The sequence below is a fragment of the Streptomyces sp. NPDC127177 genome, assembly GCF_042672475.1.
In the GTDB taxonomy this organism is placed as follows: domain Bacteria; phylum Actinomycetota; class Actinomycetes; order Streptomycetales; family Streptomycetaceae; genus Streptomyces.
This window is the reverse complement of the sequence record NZ_JBHXUW010000002.1, coordinates 85,551-102,266: the sequence shown is the minus strand read 5'-3', so window position 1 is coordinate 102,266 and position 16,716 is coordinate 85,551. Positions and strand designations below refer to the sequence as shown.

The window sequence follows — 16,716 nt, the reverse complement described above, 5'->3', positions numbered from 1 at the left end:
TTGTTTATACGACACGGGGTCTGGGGTGGGGCTCGGGGGTTTCGGGGGGGGGGCGCCGCCGTCCCCCCCGGGGGGGGGAGCCCACGGCTCCGGTGTCCTGCGTGCCCGGCTGCCCGGGGCTCAGACGTCGATGCGCGAGCGGTCCAGCGTGGCGGCCGAGCTGGTGATGAACTCCTTGCGGGGCGCGACCTCGTTGCCCATCAGGAGATCGAAGATCTGCTCGGACGATTCCAGATCGCCGATGTTGATCCGCCGCAGGGTGCGGAAACGCGGATCCATCGTCGTCTCGGCCAGCTGGTCGGCGTCCATCTCGCCGAGGCCCTTGTAACGCTGGATCGAGTCCTTGTACCGGACGTTCTTGCGCTGGAGCTCCAGCAGACGCTGGCGCAGCTCGTTGTCCGAGTACGTGTAGATGTACTTGTCCTGGCCCTTCTTGGGCTGGACGAGCTCGATCCGGTGCAGCGGGGGCACCGCGGCGAAGACCCGACCCGCCTCGACCATGGGCCGCATGTACCGCTGGAAGAGCGTGAGCAGGAGGATGCGGATGTGGGCGCCGTCCACATCGGCGTCCACCAGCAGAACGATCTTGCCGTAGCGGGCGGCGTCGATGTCGAAGGTCCGGCCGGACCCCGCTCCTATGACCTGGATGATCGCGCCGCACTCGGCGTTCTTCAGCATGTCGGAGACGGATGCCTTCTGAACGTTGAGGATCTTGCCGCGGATCGGCAGCAGCGCCTGGAACTCACTGTTCCGGGCCAGCTTGGCGGTGCCGAGCGCGGAGTCGCCCTCGACGATGAACAGCTCGCTGCGCTCCACGTCGTCGCTGCGGCAGTCGGCGAGCTTCGCAGGCAGCGAGGAGGACTCCAGAGCCGTCTTGCGGCGCTGCGCGTCCTTGTGCTGCCGGGCCGCGATCCGGGTGCGGGCGGCTGCCACCGCCTTCTCCAGCACCGCCCTGGCCTGCGCCTTCGCGTCACGCTTGGTGGAGGTGAGCTGTGCCTTGAGCTCCTTGGCCACGACGGCTGCGACGATCCGGTTGGCCGCCGAGGTGCCGAGCACCTCCTTGGTCTGTCCCTCGAACTGCGGCTCCGCCAGCCGTACGGTCACGACCGCGGTGAGGCCCTCAAGCGCATCGTCCTTGACGATGTCGTCCTCCGCGACACGGAGCAGCTTCATGGAGCGGAGCACCTCGTTGACCGTCTTGGTCACGGAGCGTTCGAACCCGGTCACGTGGGTGCCGCCCTTGGGGGTGGCGATGATGTTGACGAAGGACTTGAGGTTGGTCTCGTACCCGGTGCCCCAGCGCATCGCGATGTCCACGGCCAGCTCACGGGTGACCTCGGTCGCCGTCATGTGACCGCGCTCGTCGAGTACGGGCACGGTCTCCTTGAAGGTTCCCTGGCCGGTCAGACGCATGACGTCGCAGACGGCCTTGTCCTGCGCGAGGTACTCGCAGAACTCGCTGATGCCGCCGTCGAAGCGGAAGGTCTCCTCGGTCTTGCCCTCGCCGTTCAGCCCCCGCTCGTCGCGTACGACGATGGTGAGGCCGGGGACGAGGAAGGCCGTCTGGCGTGCCCGCTGGTGGAGCGTGTCCAGATTGAGCTTGGCGTCCTTGAGGAAGATCTGCCGGTCGGCCCAGTACCGCACCCTTGTACCGGTACGCGTCTTCGGGACGCGCTTGCCCTTGAGCAGCCCGCTGGCCGGGTCGAAGGGGCTGTCCGGCCCCTGCTCGGTGAACATGCCGGGGACCCCGCGGCGGAAGCTGATCGAGTGGGTCGCACCGTGGAGGTCGACCTCCACGTCGAGCCGGGCGGAGAGGGCGTTGACGACGGAGGCGCCCACGCCGTGGAGACCGCCGGAGGCGGCGTACGCGCCACCGCCGAACTTGCCTCCGGCGTGCAGCTTGGTCATCACGACCTCGACGCCGGACAGGCCGGTCTTGGGCTCCGCGTCGACGGGGATGCCGCGGCCGTTGTCACGGACCTCGACGGAGTTGTCGTCGTGGAGGACGACCTCGATGTGGTCGCAGTAGCCGCCGAGGGCCTCGTCGACGGAATTGTCGATGATCTCCCAGAGGCAGTGCATGAGGCCGCGGCTGTCGGTGGACCCGATGTACATGCCGGGGCGCTTGCGTACCGCTTCGAGCCCCTCGAGTACGAGCAGATGCCGCGCGGTGTAGTTGGAACCGTCTCGGTCTGCTCCGGTCAGCAGCGCAGTGGACGGCACGGACGTATCGGCGGTCACGCGGTTCGCTCCTCGCTGAATTTCATTTGGGGCCCAGTGGGTAACGGGCTCGGCTTCGGTTGCCGCTGAGAGCGTACCGAGGCCTGGTAGAGCGGGTGTAACGCCACCCTCGGAGAACCCTCACACTAGTCCAGCCTCGCATGCGCGTTCGATCCTTCGTCGGAGTGACGTGCACATCACGTTCCCTTCCAGGCATGAACCATTTAGGCTCCGGGCACGTCCTCATGAACAAGCCGGCAAGCCAGCCGGGCGGACGGACCCACCAAGACAAGCAACGCGAAACCGTAGCGCCACGCAATACGGCACATTCGCCGCGAACCGGCAACAGACAGCCATCCCGAGAAGAAGTTTCGAAGAAAAGCCACGAGCGGGAACGTTTTCGGCCTGGTTGGATGTTGACCCTGGTACGACAGCTCGTCGAGCTAGAGAAGAGGCGACGTGACTACTGTTCTGACCCCCGCGAGCCCGCTGACCGCAGCAGACCGCTGTGACCGTTGCGGCGCCCAGGCCTACCTGCGCGTCGTCCTGATCAGTGGCGGTGAACTGCTCTTCTGCGCCCACCACGGTCGCAAGTTCGAGCCGGAACTCAAGAAGATCGCCGCGGAAATACAGGATGAGACGGACCGACTGACGGCCGTGCAGGCCCAAGCCGCCGAAGAGGAACAACACTGACACCTCGCATCCACGACGAGCCAGGGGCCGGTCCCGGACCGACCGACGGGCGGCTCCCTCCACAAGAGGGAGCCGCCCGTTCTCGTACCTGGATCAGGGACGCTCAGTCGGCGTCCGCCATCCACTCGACGGCGGCGGAGATCCGGGTGTAGACCCCGGGGCTCCCGGCGCGGCCGCAGCCGCTCCCCCAGGACACCAGCCCGACAAGCCGCCCCTGGGCCACCAGCGGCCCTCCGCTGTCGCCCTGGCATGCGTCGTACCCGCCCTCGGATTCGCCCGCACAGAGCATCGCAGAGGCCACGTACGTGCCACTGCTGCCTCCCGGGTAGGCCTGCTCGCACGAGCTGTCCGGAAGGATGCTCACTTTCGCGGACCGGAGTGACGAGGCGTAGTCGCCGCTACCCGTGGTGTCACCCCACCCGTAGACGACCGCGGCCGTACCGGCCCGGTACCCGGAGTCACCGGCTTCAGCCATCGGGATCACGCTCTGTTCGGGCAAGGCCTCGGCCAGCGTCAGCACCGCGACGTCCCCACTGTTGGTCGTGGCGTCGAACCCGGGGTTGACCCACGTACCGCTCACCGCGATCTCCTTGCCGTCGGAGCCGTTCAGCTCGTCCCGGCCGGAGATGATCCGCAGATCGCGCACCTGGCCGACATCGACACCGAGCGCCTCCCTGCTGAGGCAGTGCGCGGCCGTCAGCACTTTCTTCGGCCCCACCGCCACGGCTCCGCAGAACTGACCGGCACGGGCGCCTCCGAACCGGTCACGGCTGGAGAGCGCCACCACCCACGGACTGTCCTTGACGTGGGCGGGCTGTCCCCCGATGACGATGCTGTCCGCGACCGCCGGTACGGGGGACGCAAGCGGTATCACGGCCGCGGCGGCAGTAAGGGCGAGGGCCCCGCTCATGGTGCGGACGACGGTACGGGACATGCGTGCTCCTGACTCTGTGATGGACTGTGCCTACCCAGAGTTATTCCGCTGACGCGGATCCGCACCCGCACATGGAACGAGGGCCCGGAATCCCAGGGGATTCCGGGCCCTCGTTCCATGTGCGCCGGCGACCTAGTCGAGGTAGTCGCGCAGCACCTGCGAACGCGACGGGTGACGCAGCTTCGACATGGTCTTGGACTCGATCTGACGGATGCGCTCACGCGTCACGCCGTAGACCTTGCCGATCTCGTCGAGCGTCTTCGGCTGCCCGTCGGTGAGACCGAAGCGCATGGAGACCACGCCGGCCTCACGCTCGGACAGCGTGTCCAGCACCGAGTGCAGCTGCTCCTGGAGGAGCGTGAAGCTGACCGCGTCGGCCGGGACGACTGCCTCGGAGTCCTCGATGAGGTCACCGAACTCGCTGTCCCCGTCCTCACCCAGCGGGGTGTGGAGGGAGATCGGCTCGCGGCCGTACTTCTGGACCTCGATGACCTTCTCGGGGGTCATGTCGAGTTCCTTGGCCAGCTCCTCCGGAGTGGGCTCGCGGCCCAGGTCCTGGAGCATCTGGCGCTGCACTCGCGCGAGCTTGTTGATGACCTCGACCATGTGCACCGGGATACGGATGGTGCGGGCCTGGTCCGCCATGGCGCGGGTGATCGCCTGACGGATCCACCAGGTGGCGTACGTGGAGAACTTGTAGCCCTTGGTGTAGTCGAACTTCTCGACGGCACGGATCAGACCGAGGTTGCCCTCCTGGATCAGGTCCAGGAAGAGCATGCCGCGACCGGTGTACCGCTTGGCCAGCGAGACCACGAGACGGAGGTTGGCCTCCAGCAGGTGGTTCTTGGCGCGGCGGCCGTCCTCGGCGATGATCTCCAGCTCGCGCTTGAGCTTCGGGGCGAGCTTGTCCGCGTTCGCCAGCTTGTCCTCGGCGAACAGACCCGCCTCGATGCGCTTGGCGAGCTCGACCTCCTGCTCGGCGTTGAGCAGCGGGACCTTACCGATCTGCTTCAGGTAGTCCTTGACCGGGTCGGCCGTGGCGCCGGCGACGGCGACCTGCTGCGCAGGTGCGTCGTCCTCGTCGTCGTCGGAGAGGACGAAGCCCTTGTTCTCGCCCTCGCCCTCCTCTTCCTCACCCTTGCCGGCCTTGACTTCCTCAGTGGCGTCGTCGCCGTCGAGGGCTTCGTCGTCCTGCTTGCCGGCCTTCTTGGAGGCGGTCTTCTTGGCAGCCGTCTTCTTCACGGCGGTCTTCTTGGCAGCCGTCTTCTTGGCTGCGGCCTTCTTCGCAGGGGCGGCCGCGGCGGCTTCATCGGCCACCACGTCCACGGTCTCGGCCGACGGGGCGGCGGTGGCCGCGACGGTACGCGTCACGGTCGTCTTGGCCGCGACGGTCTTGGTGGCGGTGCGCTTGACCGGGCTCTTCGCTGCGACGCTCTTGCGGGCGCGCTTGGACGGCTCCGCGGCACTGACCATCAGCGTCACACCCTCTTCCTCGAGGATCTGGTTGAGGCTGCGCAGAACGTTCTTCCACTGGGTTGGCGGAATCTGGTCAGCCTCGAAGGCCCGACGCACGTCATCGCCGGCGATCTGCCCATCAGCCTTTCCCCGCTCGATGAGCGCCATCACAGATTCGGACTCGGCGATCTCCGGCGGGAGCGTACGGGATGTGCTGGCCGACACGAACAACCTCTCGGAACGATGGAAACGGCTTCCGGCCCGGCCCCGGAGAGGGCTGAACCGACGACCGTCGGCTGGGAGTGTGCCGACGGCGCGGGCTATGCCTCAGAACTGCACAGCGCACTTAATGGCTGCTGTATTCCTTCCGCGACGGTCACCTCTTAAGTCATCGCGCTGTTTCGAGGAGTGTTACGCCCAATCCGCGTGGCCCGAGTCACACCTCATATCCGACGAACGCGACCAGGGGCAACATCCCCCACAATTGTGCCGCCGGACCGCGGGGGCCCGGCGACACATGGCTCGTACGCCCCGTACCGTGCGCGCTCAGTGCTCGCGCGGCGCCGGTACCACTCGCTCCACCTCGAGGTGGACCACGAGCAGTTGGCGCATGGCCGCTTCGGCCCCCGCGGAGTCGCCGGACGCGAGGGCGTCGACGATCCGTGCGTGGTGGCCGAGCGATGCCTCATTGGGGCGGTCACAACCGGTGACCGGACCGCCCGAGACGTGCAGAGCGGCGGAAACGATGCCGGAGAGGTGTTCCAGCATCCGATTACCGGCGGCCTGGATGAGCAGGGCGTGGAACTCCGCATCGGCCCGGGCACAGGTGATCACGTCACCCTGTCCGAGCGCGTGACCCATGATCTCGACCATGTCGGCAAGACGCTGCTGAAGATCCTCGCGGCCATGGCCGGCGGCCAGGCTCGCGGCGAGCGGTTCGATCGTCCACCGGAGCTCGCTCAGCTCGCGGCGCTGATCGTCGCGCTGCGGGCCGAAGGCGCGCCATTCGATGATGTCGGGGTCGAGCAGATTCCAGTCACTGACCGGCCTGACCCGGGTCCCCACATTGGGCCGGGCACTGACCAGCCCCTTCGCCTCCAGCACGCGCAGCGACTCCCGCACGACGGTGCGGGAGACCTCGAAACGCTGACCGATCTCCTCCGGCACCAAAGGCCGGTCGGCACCCAGGTCACCGGAAACGATCATCTGTCCCAGCTGCTGAACAAGTTGGCCGTGCAGGCCTCGGCCGCGACTGGCCGATCCCCGACGGCCCGCCCTGCCGAGTTCGCCGTCGGTACCGTTCCAGGAGCGCCCGGCGGCACGCTCGCCGGCCGGCGCCTCCGCAAAGGGGTAGCGGTCTAGTTCGCCCGGGCCGGCGAGGCCGGAGTCGGCGGTGCGGGCGGCGGTCATCATGGTGTGCGCAAGGGTACTCACGCATCCTTTGTCGGCGCGGCTCAGCCGCCCCTTGAGGTCTTTGGTGAAAAGCACACGAAAGGGTGATCGGCACCCGCTTCCCAATTGACGCCTTATTGGTATAAAACGGGCATTCTCAATGGAGTTATGAGACTTACGGCTTCCCGTCACTCTCGCGTGATCACCAACGCACCCTCCCGCGAAGGCTGGTGAACAGATATGCGCAGATGAGGACTGACAACGACAGGGTCAGTGCAGTACCCACGGGATGCGCGACGACCCGCATCACGGCCAGCACCACCCCGTCCGTCTCGTGCGGCCACCGCAGCCAGGCCAGGTCGCGCAGCCGGCCCGGAAGTCCGCTCATCGAACGGGCGGTCGGCGCCTTCGGCATCCTCTCGACCAGTGGAACCATCAGCACCGGAACGGCGAGCACCGCGGCCACGCCTGCCGCCGTCACCCGGAAGATCCCGGCGGCCAGCAGTCCGGCCCAGGCGCAGCCGACGGTCAGCCCCGACCAACTCACGGCGAGTGACGTCACATTCGACGGCATGCTGATCAAGTCACCGCCGTACACAAGCCGAAGAGACGCCGCCGAGGCCAGTACGACGAGCAGGGCGAGCAGGAGGGCCACACCCGCGGACACCACGAGCTTGGCGAGGAGCAGCCCGAGTCGCCGGGGAACACCGCCCCGGCCGGCGGCGAGTGCGGGGTAACGGAACTCGTCACCGAAGGAGAGCGCCCCGAGCAGTCCCGCACCCAGCGCGGCGGGCGGCAGTGGGAGCAACGACGGCCAGGCGGCAAGCACGTTCGGCAGGGGGGTGCGGCCGTTCCGGGCCAGCAGGACGGAGAGCCCGGCTGAGGCGACCAGCGCGACGGCCATGATCAGCGTCGTGGTCCTGACCCCGAAGAGGCGGCGCAGCTCGTAACGGACCGGGCGCAGCGGGCCGCGGGCGGGGCGCCGCCTGATCGGCGGCGGAAGCTGCGGAAGATCCGGGTCGGGGGCGGGGCGCGGCACTGTGCCGGTCGAGGCGGAGCGCCGTGCGGTACCAGTCGAGGCGGGGCGCCGTGTCGCGCCGGTCGAGGCGGCGGTACCGGTCGCGGCGGGTCGCCTTGCGGTGCCGGTCGCGGATTCACCGCCCGCGAATTCACCGTCCGCGGGGGCGGACTCGTCGGCCGCCCCTGGTGTGACGGGGCCGCCGTCGGGGGCGGGGACGGCACCGAAGTCCGGGCCGGTGCGGGCACCGGCCACCGGGCCCGTATCGCCGGCCGCGCCGACCTCGTCGGCGAGCTGGTGGACGGGCAGCCCGTGCCGGAACGCCGTGTCACCGACCTCCGCGCAGCTGCTGCCGTACACGGAGAGACGGCTGCTGCTCGCCTCGGTGACGATCTCGACGGAGCGCCGGGCCGCGCGCGCCTCACGGCTCATGACCGCGGCGAGGCGGGCCGCGTGCGGGGTGCGGACCGCGACACGGGGGCGGAGACGGGTGCGGGAGAAGTCGGCGGCATCCTGGTCCGCGACGAGACGTCCACCGTCGATGGAGACCACTCGACCGGCCGACCGCGCCGCCTCCTTGGGGTCGCTGGTGGTGTACAGAACGACGCCGCCCCGCGCGGCGTGGGACCGCAGCACTCCGTGCAGCCAGTCGGCCTCACGCGTGGCGAGACCTTCCGTGGGCTCGTCGAGGATGAGGGCGTGCGGGTCACCGAGCAGCGCGGAGGCGAGGGCGAGTCTGCGGTCCATGCCCAGGGAGAGCGAGCCGATGCGCTGGTCCCCCAGTCCGGTGAGCCCGACGGTGTCGAGCAGTTCGTCGGCCCTGGACGCGGGTACCCCCGCCGCGGCGCAGAGCATGCGCAGCTGCCCTCGGGCGGTGCGAACCGGATGACCCGGCACGTCTCCGAGCAGTACCCCCACTTCCCGGGCGGGCTGCGGAACTCGGTGCAGTGGTCTGCCTCGGAAGTAGGTGATCCCCCGGCCCGGCTCGAGTTCGAGCATCAGCCGCAGGGCTGCGGTCTTGCCGGAGCCCGGTGCGCCCAGAAGTGCGGTGACGCAGCCGGAGCCGACTTCGAACGTGAGGTCGTCCACGGCGGGCGGAAGTCCGCGGTGGCGGGCGCTGGTGAGTCCGATGGCCTGGAGCATCGCTTCTCTCGCAGGAGGTGAGACCGCTCGACGGCAGTGGGTACCGCAGCAAGATAACCCGACATATCCGACTTTTTGCGCAGCACTGTATCTACGGGCGTTCCGACTCCCCCGCCCGCGGCCTGTCGGTGCCTGCCCCACACGACGTCCGGGCAGCGCCCGGCGCGCAACCACGTATGCCGCGCACGGGTGCCGGCTCCGTCGAGAGGCTCAGACCTCGGGCCGGAGCATCGGGGGATTGAGCACGGTGGCGGAGCCCGACCTGAAGAGCTGGGCGGGGCGGCCGCCCTGCCTGGTGGTCGTCCCGCCTGCGGGAACCAGGAAGCCGGGGGTGCCCGTCACCTTTCGGTGGAAGTTCCTCGGGTCGAGCACCACACCCCACACCGCTTCGTACACCCTTCGCAACTCGCCGACCGTGAACGCAGGCGGGCAGAAGGCCGTGGCCAGCGAGGAGTACTCGATCTTGGAGCGGGCCCGCTCCACACCGTCGGCGAGGATCTGCGCGTGGTCGAAGGCCAGCGGCGCCCGGTGCTCACCGTCCCGGCCGTACCCGCCCTCCGGCCCGAGCAGATCCTCCACAGGCGCCCAGCGGGCGCTGTTCGCGTCACCGCCCGCCCGGGGAGCCGGAAGATCAGGAGCCAGCGCGAGGTGGGCGACGCTGACGACCCTCATACGCGGATCACGCCGCGGGTCTCCGTAGGTGGCCAGCTGTTCGAGATGGGCGCCGTTACCGACAGCCGGAGCGGCCGGGTCCTGCGCGGACAGGCCCGTCTCCTCGGCGAGCTCGCGCGCCGCGGCGGCACCGAGGTCCTCATCGGCTTTGACGAAACCGCCGGGCAACGCCCACCTGCCCTGGAACGGTGACTCGCCTCGGCGCACCACGAGTGCACAGAGCGCGTGACGGCGCACCGTGAGCACGACCAGGTCGACGGTGACAGCGAAGGGCGGGAAGGTCGACGGGTCGTAGGGCGGCATGCCGTGATCATAGTCGTCTGCCTGACGATAAACACTCCCTTCGTCACGCTCTTGATCCGTCCCGATACCGGCTGCGAGCGTCACGCTCTTGATCCGTCACGTACCGGCTGCGCCCCTGGCATCGGCTGCGAGCCCCGCGCCGGCTGTGGCTCCGACTCGGCCGAGCCCCGACCGCCGCCTCGGCCTGTGCTGCGGGCCGCGCCCGGCCCGCATCCGGCCCGCGCCCCGTGGCTCACGTCATCGGTGGGACCTGGTCCCCCGGCCGCCCTGCATGCGCGACTGTCCGACCCGCCGCCGGCCCACTGTCGTTCCGGGCCTGGCGGATCCCCGCTGCGTCCCGCGCCGCCCGGCGGCCCGCGCCCGGCCGGAACGGGCCCCCGCGACCCGTCCCGCCCGATGGCCGCGCCGTACCGTCCGCGTGGTGCGCTCGCCGCGCAGGCAGCGTCGCAGCGTCTCCGGGTCGAGTCCCTGGTTGCATGCCTCGTGCAGCAGCTGAGCGAAGGTGTAGCCGGGATCCAGCCGCAGGGCGAGGCCCAGCGCGACCCGCGCGGCCGGCTCGTCGCCGGTGGACCACGCGACCCATCCCGCCAGGGTGAGCGGGGCAGCCGCGTGTTCCTCGTACGGTGCGACGCAGCGGCGCGCCAGCGCCCGCCACAGCCGCAGTGCGGACTCCGCCTCGGGGCCCTCCATCCATTCCGCGGCCTTGTCGCGGGTCTCCCGGTCCTGCAGACCGAGAATCACCGCGGCCGCCTCCTCGTGGCTGATGAGCCGGTCGTCGTTGAGGTCGGCGAGCGAGGGCATCACCGCCGGCACCTCCCCGAGGCGCGACATCAGTCGTCGGGCGAGCTCCAAGGTCGAGGCGCTGACCTCACCGCGGCCTTCCTTATCCAGCAGCTTCGGCAGCAGCTCGGCCCCCGCGGAGTCGAGCGCCAGCTGCTGCTCCGTACCCGCCGTGGCCGTCAGGGGCGTCAGCCGCGCCTCCATCTCACGCAGCGATCCCCGCACTTGGATACCTGCGTAGGTGGCGGCCGCCGCCATGACCGAGGTACCGGGCACCGCCATGGGGTTGCCCTCGGCGGGGCAGCACCGGGCGTCGGGGCAGCAATAGGACCAGTAGCGGTTGTCGGAGATGCAGAGCGCTTCGAGCACCGGCACGTCCAGTGCCCCGCACGCGGTGCGCAGCCGTTGGGCGAAGGGTCGCAGACGCTCCATGGTCCGATTGCCCGTCTCACCGTCTGCGGGATCCTGGCAGAGGAAGATGACGATCGCGTCGGGCCGGTCGCCGCGCCGTTCGCTCCCCTTGATCAGGCATTCGGCGAGCTGCTCGGCTACCGATGGCCATTCCTGCGCGGACTGCGGAATGCCGAGCCTGAGCCGCCCGCCGAAGCGGCCCCGGCCGCCGTGCAGGGCGACCATGACCACGCTGTCGTTCGGATGGAATCCCATGAGGTACGGAAGGGCGTCGGCCAGCTCCGCGGGGCCGCGCAGGGTGATCTGCTGCTCGTCGGACGGTCCGGTGGATTCGTGGTGCTTGTTCATGGCATGACCGTCTCGCGCCGGGCAAGAATCCGCGACCCCCTGTGGATAAGTTATCCACAGGCTCCGCTCCGGCAGACGTTGAGTGGGCCCCGGTCAGTACGGCATCTGCCGCGGCCGGGTGGCAGGGACGGGCGGTGGTGAGCGGGCGTACGGCGGATGTCTGTCCGCGCTGCGGGTGGATCCCTTGTGGTCAGGGTGGGATGTCCCGGGCGAAGGTCCGGCTGTCAGGCGCCGCGAAGGCGCTGATAGCAGCCACTTCCCGATGGCTGCGACCACCACCACGGCCTCGTAGCGGACGGCAAGCTTGTCGTATCTCGTGACGACCGCGCGATGTCCATTGAGGCGGTTGATCCCGCGCTCGACAGCACGGCGCTCGCGGTAGTCGGACGGATCGAAAAGCGGCGGTCGTGTACCGCGGGAGCCGCACAGGACGCCGAGGAGGGTGTCCAGATCGGTGTTCTGACGGCCCTCATGCCGCGGCGGTGCGGTGCAGCGTGAACCAGAAGGTCGGGACCGGGTTCGTGCCGGGCGTCACGTCGGTCAGCTGCCATCCGGTGAACCTGGTGCGGAGTTCGTCCGCGGTGACGCCGGAGATCGGGTCGCCGAAGGCCTCGGGTCCGTACCCGAACATCAGCAGCCGTGCGTCTGGGGCGGCACGCGTCGTGAGGCCTGCGGCGTAAGCGTCGCGTCGATGCGGCGGAATGCCGCAGTAGCAGCTCAGGTCGAAGAACAGGTCGTACGGTCCGGGCAGGCCCAACTCGTCGAGCCGGGTGGCGTCCCCGCACAGCACCGCGACGTCCACCCCCGCCGCATCGGCCTTCTCCCGTGCCTGCTTGGCCGCGCGGGCGACGAGGTCGACGGCTGCCACTCGCCAGCCGTGCCGGGCCAGGTACACCGCGTTGGTCCCGGTGCCGCAGTCGAGTTCGAGGACGCGTCCGGGCGCCAGGGCGTCCTCTCCCTCCACCAGGTTCTCCAGCTCGGGCGGCGTGACGCCGCTGTCCCACGGCGGTTCGCCGTCCATGTAGTAGTCCTCCAACGAGCGGCGCACGGCCGCCTCTTGGTCGAGCTCCGCCGCCGTCCGGGTTTCGCGCATCGCCAGCCTCCAAGAACCTAGAGTCGAACTCTAGTGTTGGACTCTAGATATAGGCTCGCGGCATGGACGTGGTCAAGGGATCCGGCAAGCAGCCCGGCAAGCGCCCCGACAAGCGGGCCGAGCGCTCGCGGCGCACCCGCGAGAAGATCGTCGCGGCGGCGCGGGAGTTGTTCGTGGCGCAGGGGTACGGGGCGACGAGCCTTCAGGAGGTCGCGGACCGCGCGGGCGTGGCCGTCCAGACCATCTACTTCGTCTTCGGCACCAAGCGTGCACTGTTCAAGGACGTCGTCGACACGTCCATCGCCGGCGACGCCGAGCCGGTCGCCACCATGGAACGCGACTGGTTCCGCGCGGCGTGCACCGAGCCGACCGCGGCCGGCCAACTCCTCGCCCACGTACAGGGCGTGCGCGAGATCCTGGGCCGGGTCGCCCCGATCATGCCGCTGATCGCGGCAGCCGCGGCCACCGACCCGGAGATCGCCACCCAGTGGCTGCCCGGCCCCGACCCGCGCTACACCGTCCAGCACGCCGCGGCGAAGGCTCTGGTCGCCAAGCCCGATGCCCGCCCCGGCATCGACGCCGCCCGCGCCGCCGACCTGCTGTACGGGCTGCTCAGCCCGGAGCTGTACCTGATCTTTGTCCGCGACCGCGGCTGGTCTCCCGACGCCTGGGAGGAATGGGCCCGCGAGGCTCTGACCGCTCACCTCTGCACCGACCGCGAGTAGGCCCCAACGGACCGACGACCACCGAGTTCCGAGCCGGCCGACCGAATCGTCGCCCAGCCGCTCCACATCTGCTTCAAGGTCGATGAGGACTGCTTCGAGGCCGATGAGGACTTGGACGTGGCCCAGGCCCGGCTACGGGAGTTGGATGCGGGCAAGCCGGGCCACCAGCCGCATGGCGACAACGCGGGTCATCACCGATCCGACTGGGCAGCTCTCAAGGGCTATCCGGCGAGCGCGAGGACGAGCGGGAGCACTTGGTCGGCGCCGGCTTGGCGCAGGAGGCGTGCGCCCACCGCGAGGGTCCAGCCCGAATCGGTGTAGTCGTCGACGAGCAGGACCGGGCCAGGAGTGGCGGCCAGAGCCGCGGCCAGTTCGGCGGGCACGGTGAAGGAGTCCGCCAGGGCACGCAGCCGCTGGGCCGAATTGCTGCGGTGTGCGGTGTGCTCGTCGGCGTGCGGGGTGTAGGCCAGGCTGCCCAGGAGCGGGAGCCGGCCGACCCTGGCCACTCCCTCGGCCAGCGAGCCGACCAGCTGAGGACGTGTGCGGGACGGCATGGCAACGACGCCGACGGGCCGGGTCACCGCGTCAGGAGTGCCACTGGCCCAGCCGCCCGGGGAACGGGCCCAGTCCGCCAGCACCGTCACAACAGCGTTCAGCACGTCGTCCGGGACAGGCTCGTCTGTTGCCTGCGCCGACAGGAGTGGGCGCAGCCGGTTGCCCCAGCCGATGTCCGACAGCCTCCCCAGCGCCCGCCCAGTCGTCGCCAACTGACCCGCCGCGATGCGGCCCTTGAGGTCCATGCCGACCGAGGCGAGGCCGGTCGGCCACATCTTGCGGGGCTCGACCTCGACGCCTGGCCGGTCCAGCTCGCCCGTCGCCGCCGCGAGAGCCGCGGACGAGACGGCCGGATCGAGCCAGGGGCCTGCGCAGTTGTCGCAGCGACCGCACGGGACCGCTTTCTCGTCATCGAGCTGCCGCTGCAGGAATTCCATCCGACAGCTGGTGGTCGCCACGTAGTCCCGCATGGCCTGCTGCTCCGCGGCCCGCTGCTTCGCCACCCAGGCGTACCGCTCCGCGTCGTACGCCCACGGCTGCCCTGTGGCAGTCCAGCCGCCCTTCACCCGCTTGACCACCCCGTCCACGTCCAGGACCTTCAGCATCGTCTCCAGACGCGAACGCCGGAGATCGACCAAAGGCTCCAGCGCCGGAAGCGACAACGGACGCCCCGCGCTCTCCAGGACATCCAGGGTGCGCCGCACCTGCTCCTCGGGCGGGAAACCCACCGAAGCGAAGTAGGCCCAGATCGCCTCGTCCTCCCGCCCCGGCAGCAGCAGGACATCCGCATGATCCACGCCACGCCCCGCACGCCCCACCTGCTGGTAATAAGCAATCGGGGACGAGGGCGAACCCAGATGGACGACGAAGCCGAGGTCCGGCTTGTCGAAGCCCATTCCAAGTGCAGACGTGGCCACCAGGGCCTTGACCCGGTTCGCCAGCAGATCCTCCTCCGCCTGCAACCGGTCGGCGTTCTCCGTCTTGCCTGTATACGAGGCCACCGGATATCCACGCTGCCGCAGGAACGCCGCGACCTCCTCAGCCGCCGCGACCGTCAGCGTGTAAATGATCCCGGAACCCTGCAGACCTCCAAGCCGCTCCCCCAGCCACGCGAGCCGGTGTGCGGCATTCGGCAGCTCCAGCACCCCCAGCCGAAGGCTTTCCCGGTCCAGCGGCCCCCGCAAGACCAAGGCATCCTTGCCACCGGTGCCCAACTGCTCCGCCACATCCGCGGTCACGCGGGCATTGGCGGTGGCCGTCGTGGCGAGCACGGGAACCCCCGCCGGGAGCTCCGCCAGCATGGTGCGCAGCCGCCGGTAGTCAGGACGGAAATCATGGCCCCAGTCGGAGATGCAGTGCGCCTCATCGACCACCAGGAGTCCGGTCGTCGCCGCGAGCTTCGGCAGCACCTGATCACGAAAGTCCACGGAGTTGAGACGCTCCGGGCTCACGAGGAGAACGTCGGTCTCACCGCGCTCCACCTCCCCGTAGATCGTCTCCCACTCTTCCGGATTCGCCGAGTTGATCGTGCGCGCCTGAATGCCCGCCCGCGCCGCGGCCTCGACCTGGTTGCGCATCAACGCCAACAGCGGCGAAATGATCACCGTGGGACCGGCACCACGCCGCCGCAGCAGAGCAGTGGCCACGAAATAGACTGCCGACTTCCCCCACCCGGTCCGCTGCACCACCAGCGCGCGACGACGCTCCTCGACGAGGGCCGCCACGGCCTGCCACTGGTCCTCCCGCAGCCGTGCCGACCCCGCGGGGGCCCCGACCAGCTCGGCGAGGACGGCGTCGGCTTCAGTGCGCAGCTCCAGGGTGTCCATGCCCCCATGCAACCCGATGGCACTGACAATCAGCGAATCCACGCACCGTGTCCGAGGGCTCACGACGAGTAGGTCCGCCACGCGGGTACCGAGAACGCCGAGGTGCTGCTGCCCGGCCCGTTCGCGCGGCCCGTGCTGTTCCCGGCCCGTTCGCGTGGCCCCGTGCCGCTCGTGGACGATCTCTCGGACACCGGCTGGACGCCGGCCGTGGCGGCTCGGCTGCTGAGGCGGGTCGGGGCGGACGCGGTGTTTCCGCTGGTCCTCGCTGTTCAGGCGTGACAGGTGGCGTCATCCGGGGCTCGACTGGGCAGGGATATCCGTGTCATTCCAGCTGATTACCGTCAGCTGTGCCAATTGCTCGTTGCCGCCCGCCGATACGCCAGGAAGAATTGGACTCGCTCCCCGCACGGTCCTTTCGCGGCCCGGAAGGGCTGTGCCGAGGCGCGCCCTCACCCGACCCTGCCCGCATCGTGGGCGCGTATGCGAAGGGAGGACCGTGACCTTCGGATTCGCTCCGTCCGCAGCCACTTCGATGTCGGCAGCCGCCGACTCCGCCAACCGCCTTGCCCGGATGCTGGAACCGGCCGAGTGGGCCGCGGCGGGCATACCGCTGCTGCGCAACCCGCGCGAGGTCGTCAGCGGCCTGCACGCCAGGCACCGGCCGACACCGGCGACCGCTGTCGTCGCCGTGCTCGATCACGAGGAACGCCTGACGGCCAGCGCCTCGTTCGCCCGTCGCTCGGTGACGGCGGACGGCTGGGAATTCCGTAACTCACTGCTGGCGCATCTGCGCCGGGTCATCCCGCATGATCTGCGACGGCGCACCCCCGTACGCACCGCGGTGCTGCTCTACTGCCGCGAGGGGGACGAGCGTTGGACGGAGGAGGACGGGGCGTGGATGTGGGGGCTGCGGGACGCCTGCACCCTGCACGGGCTGCGGTGCGGCGCGTACATCACGCTGACCCGCGGTGGCTGGCAGGTGCTGGGTGAGGGACGGAGCGGCCGTCGCCCCAGCTCCACGTCGCAGCCGGCTCCCCTCGCCGAGACCGCACTGGATCACGATCCGGCCCCGTCGCGTACCGGGGGCGGGGCGGCACAGGCCCTGCACCGCAGCGCTGCCCGCTGACCCCGAATCCCGCCGAAGCGGA

The 16,716-nt window shown here is 69.8% G+C and carries 12 protein-coding genes; 3 read left to right on the top strand and 9 right to left on the bottom strand.

Going from position 1 to position 16,716, the window contains the following annotated elements; translation table 11 throughout:
• Positions 1-120: 120 nt before the first annotated feature.
• Positions 121-2,241, bottom strand: coding sequence for a type IIA DNA topoisomerase subunit B (locus ACFVJX_RS02825; RefSeq protein WP_384125168.1), 2,121 nt, complete (start codon positions 2,239-2,241; stop codon positions 121-123).
• Positions 2,242-2,679: 438 nt separating this feature from the next.
• On the opposite strand from ACFVJX_RS02825, the gene ACFVJX_RS02820 reads away from it, so the two are divergent.
• Positions 2,680-2,913 carry a hypothetical protein gene (locus tag ACFVJX_RS02820; RefSeq protein WP_024489001.1) on the top strand — a complete coding sequence of 78 codons (234 nt, stop codon included), beginning with the start codon at positions 2,680-2,682 and terminating at the stop codon, positions 2,911-2,913.
• A 103-nt stretch (positions 2,914-3,016) separates the two neighbouring features.
• Here ACFVJX_RS02820 and ACFVJX_RS02815 read toward each other — a convergent pair whose 3' ends face one another.
• The 7 genes from ACFVJX_RS02815 to ACFVJX_RS02785 form a co-directional block, all read right to left on the bottom strand.
• Complete coding sequence (locus ACFVJX_RS02815; protein ID WP_384125166.1) at positions 3,017-3,847, bottom strand: S1 family peptidase; 831 nt, start codon at positions 3,845-3,847, stop codon at positions 3,017-3,019.
• A 132-nt stretch (positions 3,848-3,979) separates the two neighbouring features.
• Positions 3,980-5,527, bottom strand: a complete 1,548-nt coding sequence (locus ACFVJX_RS02810; protein ID WP_384134629.1) for an RNA polymerase sigma factor — start codon at positions 5,525-5,527, stop codon at positions 3,980-3,982.
• Positions 5,528-5,848: 321 nt separating this feature from the next.
• The gene (locus tag ACFVJX_RS02805; protein WP_384134627.1) at positions 5,849-6,736 is read right to left on the bottom strand and encodes a FadR/GntR family transcriptional regulator; all 888 of its coding nucleotides are present in this window, start codon (positions 6,734-6,736) and stop codon (positions 5,849-5,851) included.
• Between the two features lie 160 nt (positions 6,737-6,896).
• The gene (locus tag ACFVJX_RS02800) at positions 6,897-8,855 is read right to left on the bottom strand and encodes an ATP-binding cassette domain-containing protein (protein WP_384134624.1); all 1,959 of its coding nucleotides are present in this window, start codon (positions 8,853-8,855) and stop codon (positions 6,897-6,899) included.
• A gap of 210 nt (positions 8,856-9,065) precedes the next feature.
• Complete coding sequence (locus ACFVJX_RS02795; RefSeq protein WP_384134621.1) at positions 9,066-9,830, bottom strand: NUDIX domain-containing protein; 765 nt, start codon at positions 9,828-9,830, stop codon at positions 9,066-9,068.
• A 237-nt stretch (positions 9,831-10,067) separates the two neighbouring features.
• Positions 10,068-11,369, bottom strand: a complete 1,302-nt coding sequence (locus ACFVJX_RS02790; RefSeq protein WP_384134618.1) for a DUF4192 domain-containing protein — start codon at positions 11,367-11,369, stop codon at positions 10,068-10,070.
• Between the two features lie 469 nt (positions 11,370-11,838).
• On the bottom strand, positions 11,839-12,462 hold the full coding sequence (locus ACFVJX_RS02785) for a class I SAM-dependent methyltransferase (protein ID WP_384134615.1): 624 nt from the start codon (positions 12,460-12,462) through the stop codon (positions 11,839-11,841).
• A gap of 62 nt (positions 12,463-12,524) precedes the next feature.
• On the opposite strand from ACFVJX_RS02785, the gene ACFVJX_RS02780 reads away from it, so the two are divergent.
• Entirely contained in the window at positions 12,525-13,187 is a 663-nt protein-coding gene (locus ACFVJX_RS02780) for a TetR/AcrR family transcriptional regulator (protein ID WP_384134612.1), read from the top strand.
• Between the two features lie 221 nt (positions 13,188-13,408).
• On the opposite strand, the gene ACFVJX_RS02775 is transcribed toward ACFVJX_RS02780, so the two are convergent.
• The gene (locus ACFVJX_RS02775) at positions 13,409-15,568 is read right to left on the bottom strand and encodes a RecQ family ATP-dependent DNA helicase (RefSeq protein WP_384134610.1); all 2,160 of its coding nucleotides are present in this window, start codon (positions 15,566-15,568) and stop codon (positions 13,409-13,411) included.
• 496 nt (positions 15,569-16,064) lie between these two features.
• Here ACFVJX_RS02775 and ACFVJX_RS02770 point away from each other — a divergent pair, with 496 nt between their 5' ends.
• Positions 16,065-16,694 (top strand): hypothetical protein, encoded by a 630-nt coding sequence (locus ACFVJX_RS02770; RefSeq protein ID WP_384134607.1) that lies wholly within the window; start codon positions 16,065-16,067, stop codon positions 16,692-16,694.
• Positions 16,695-16,716 lie beyond the last annotated feature (22 nt).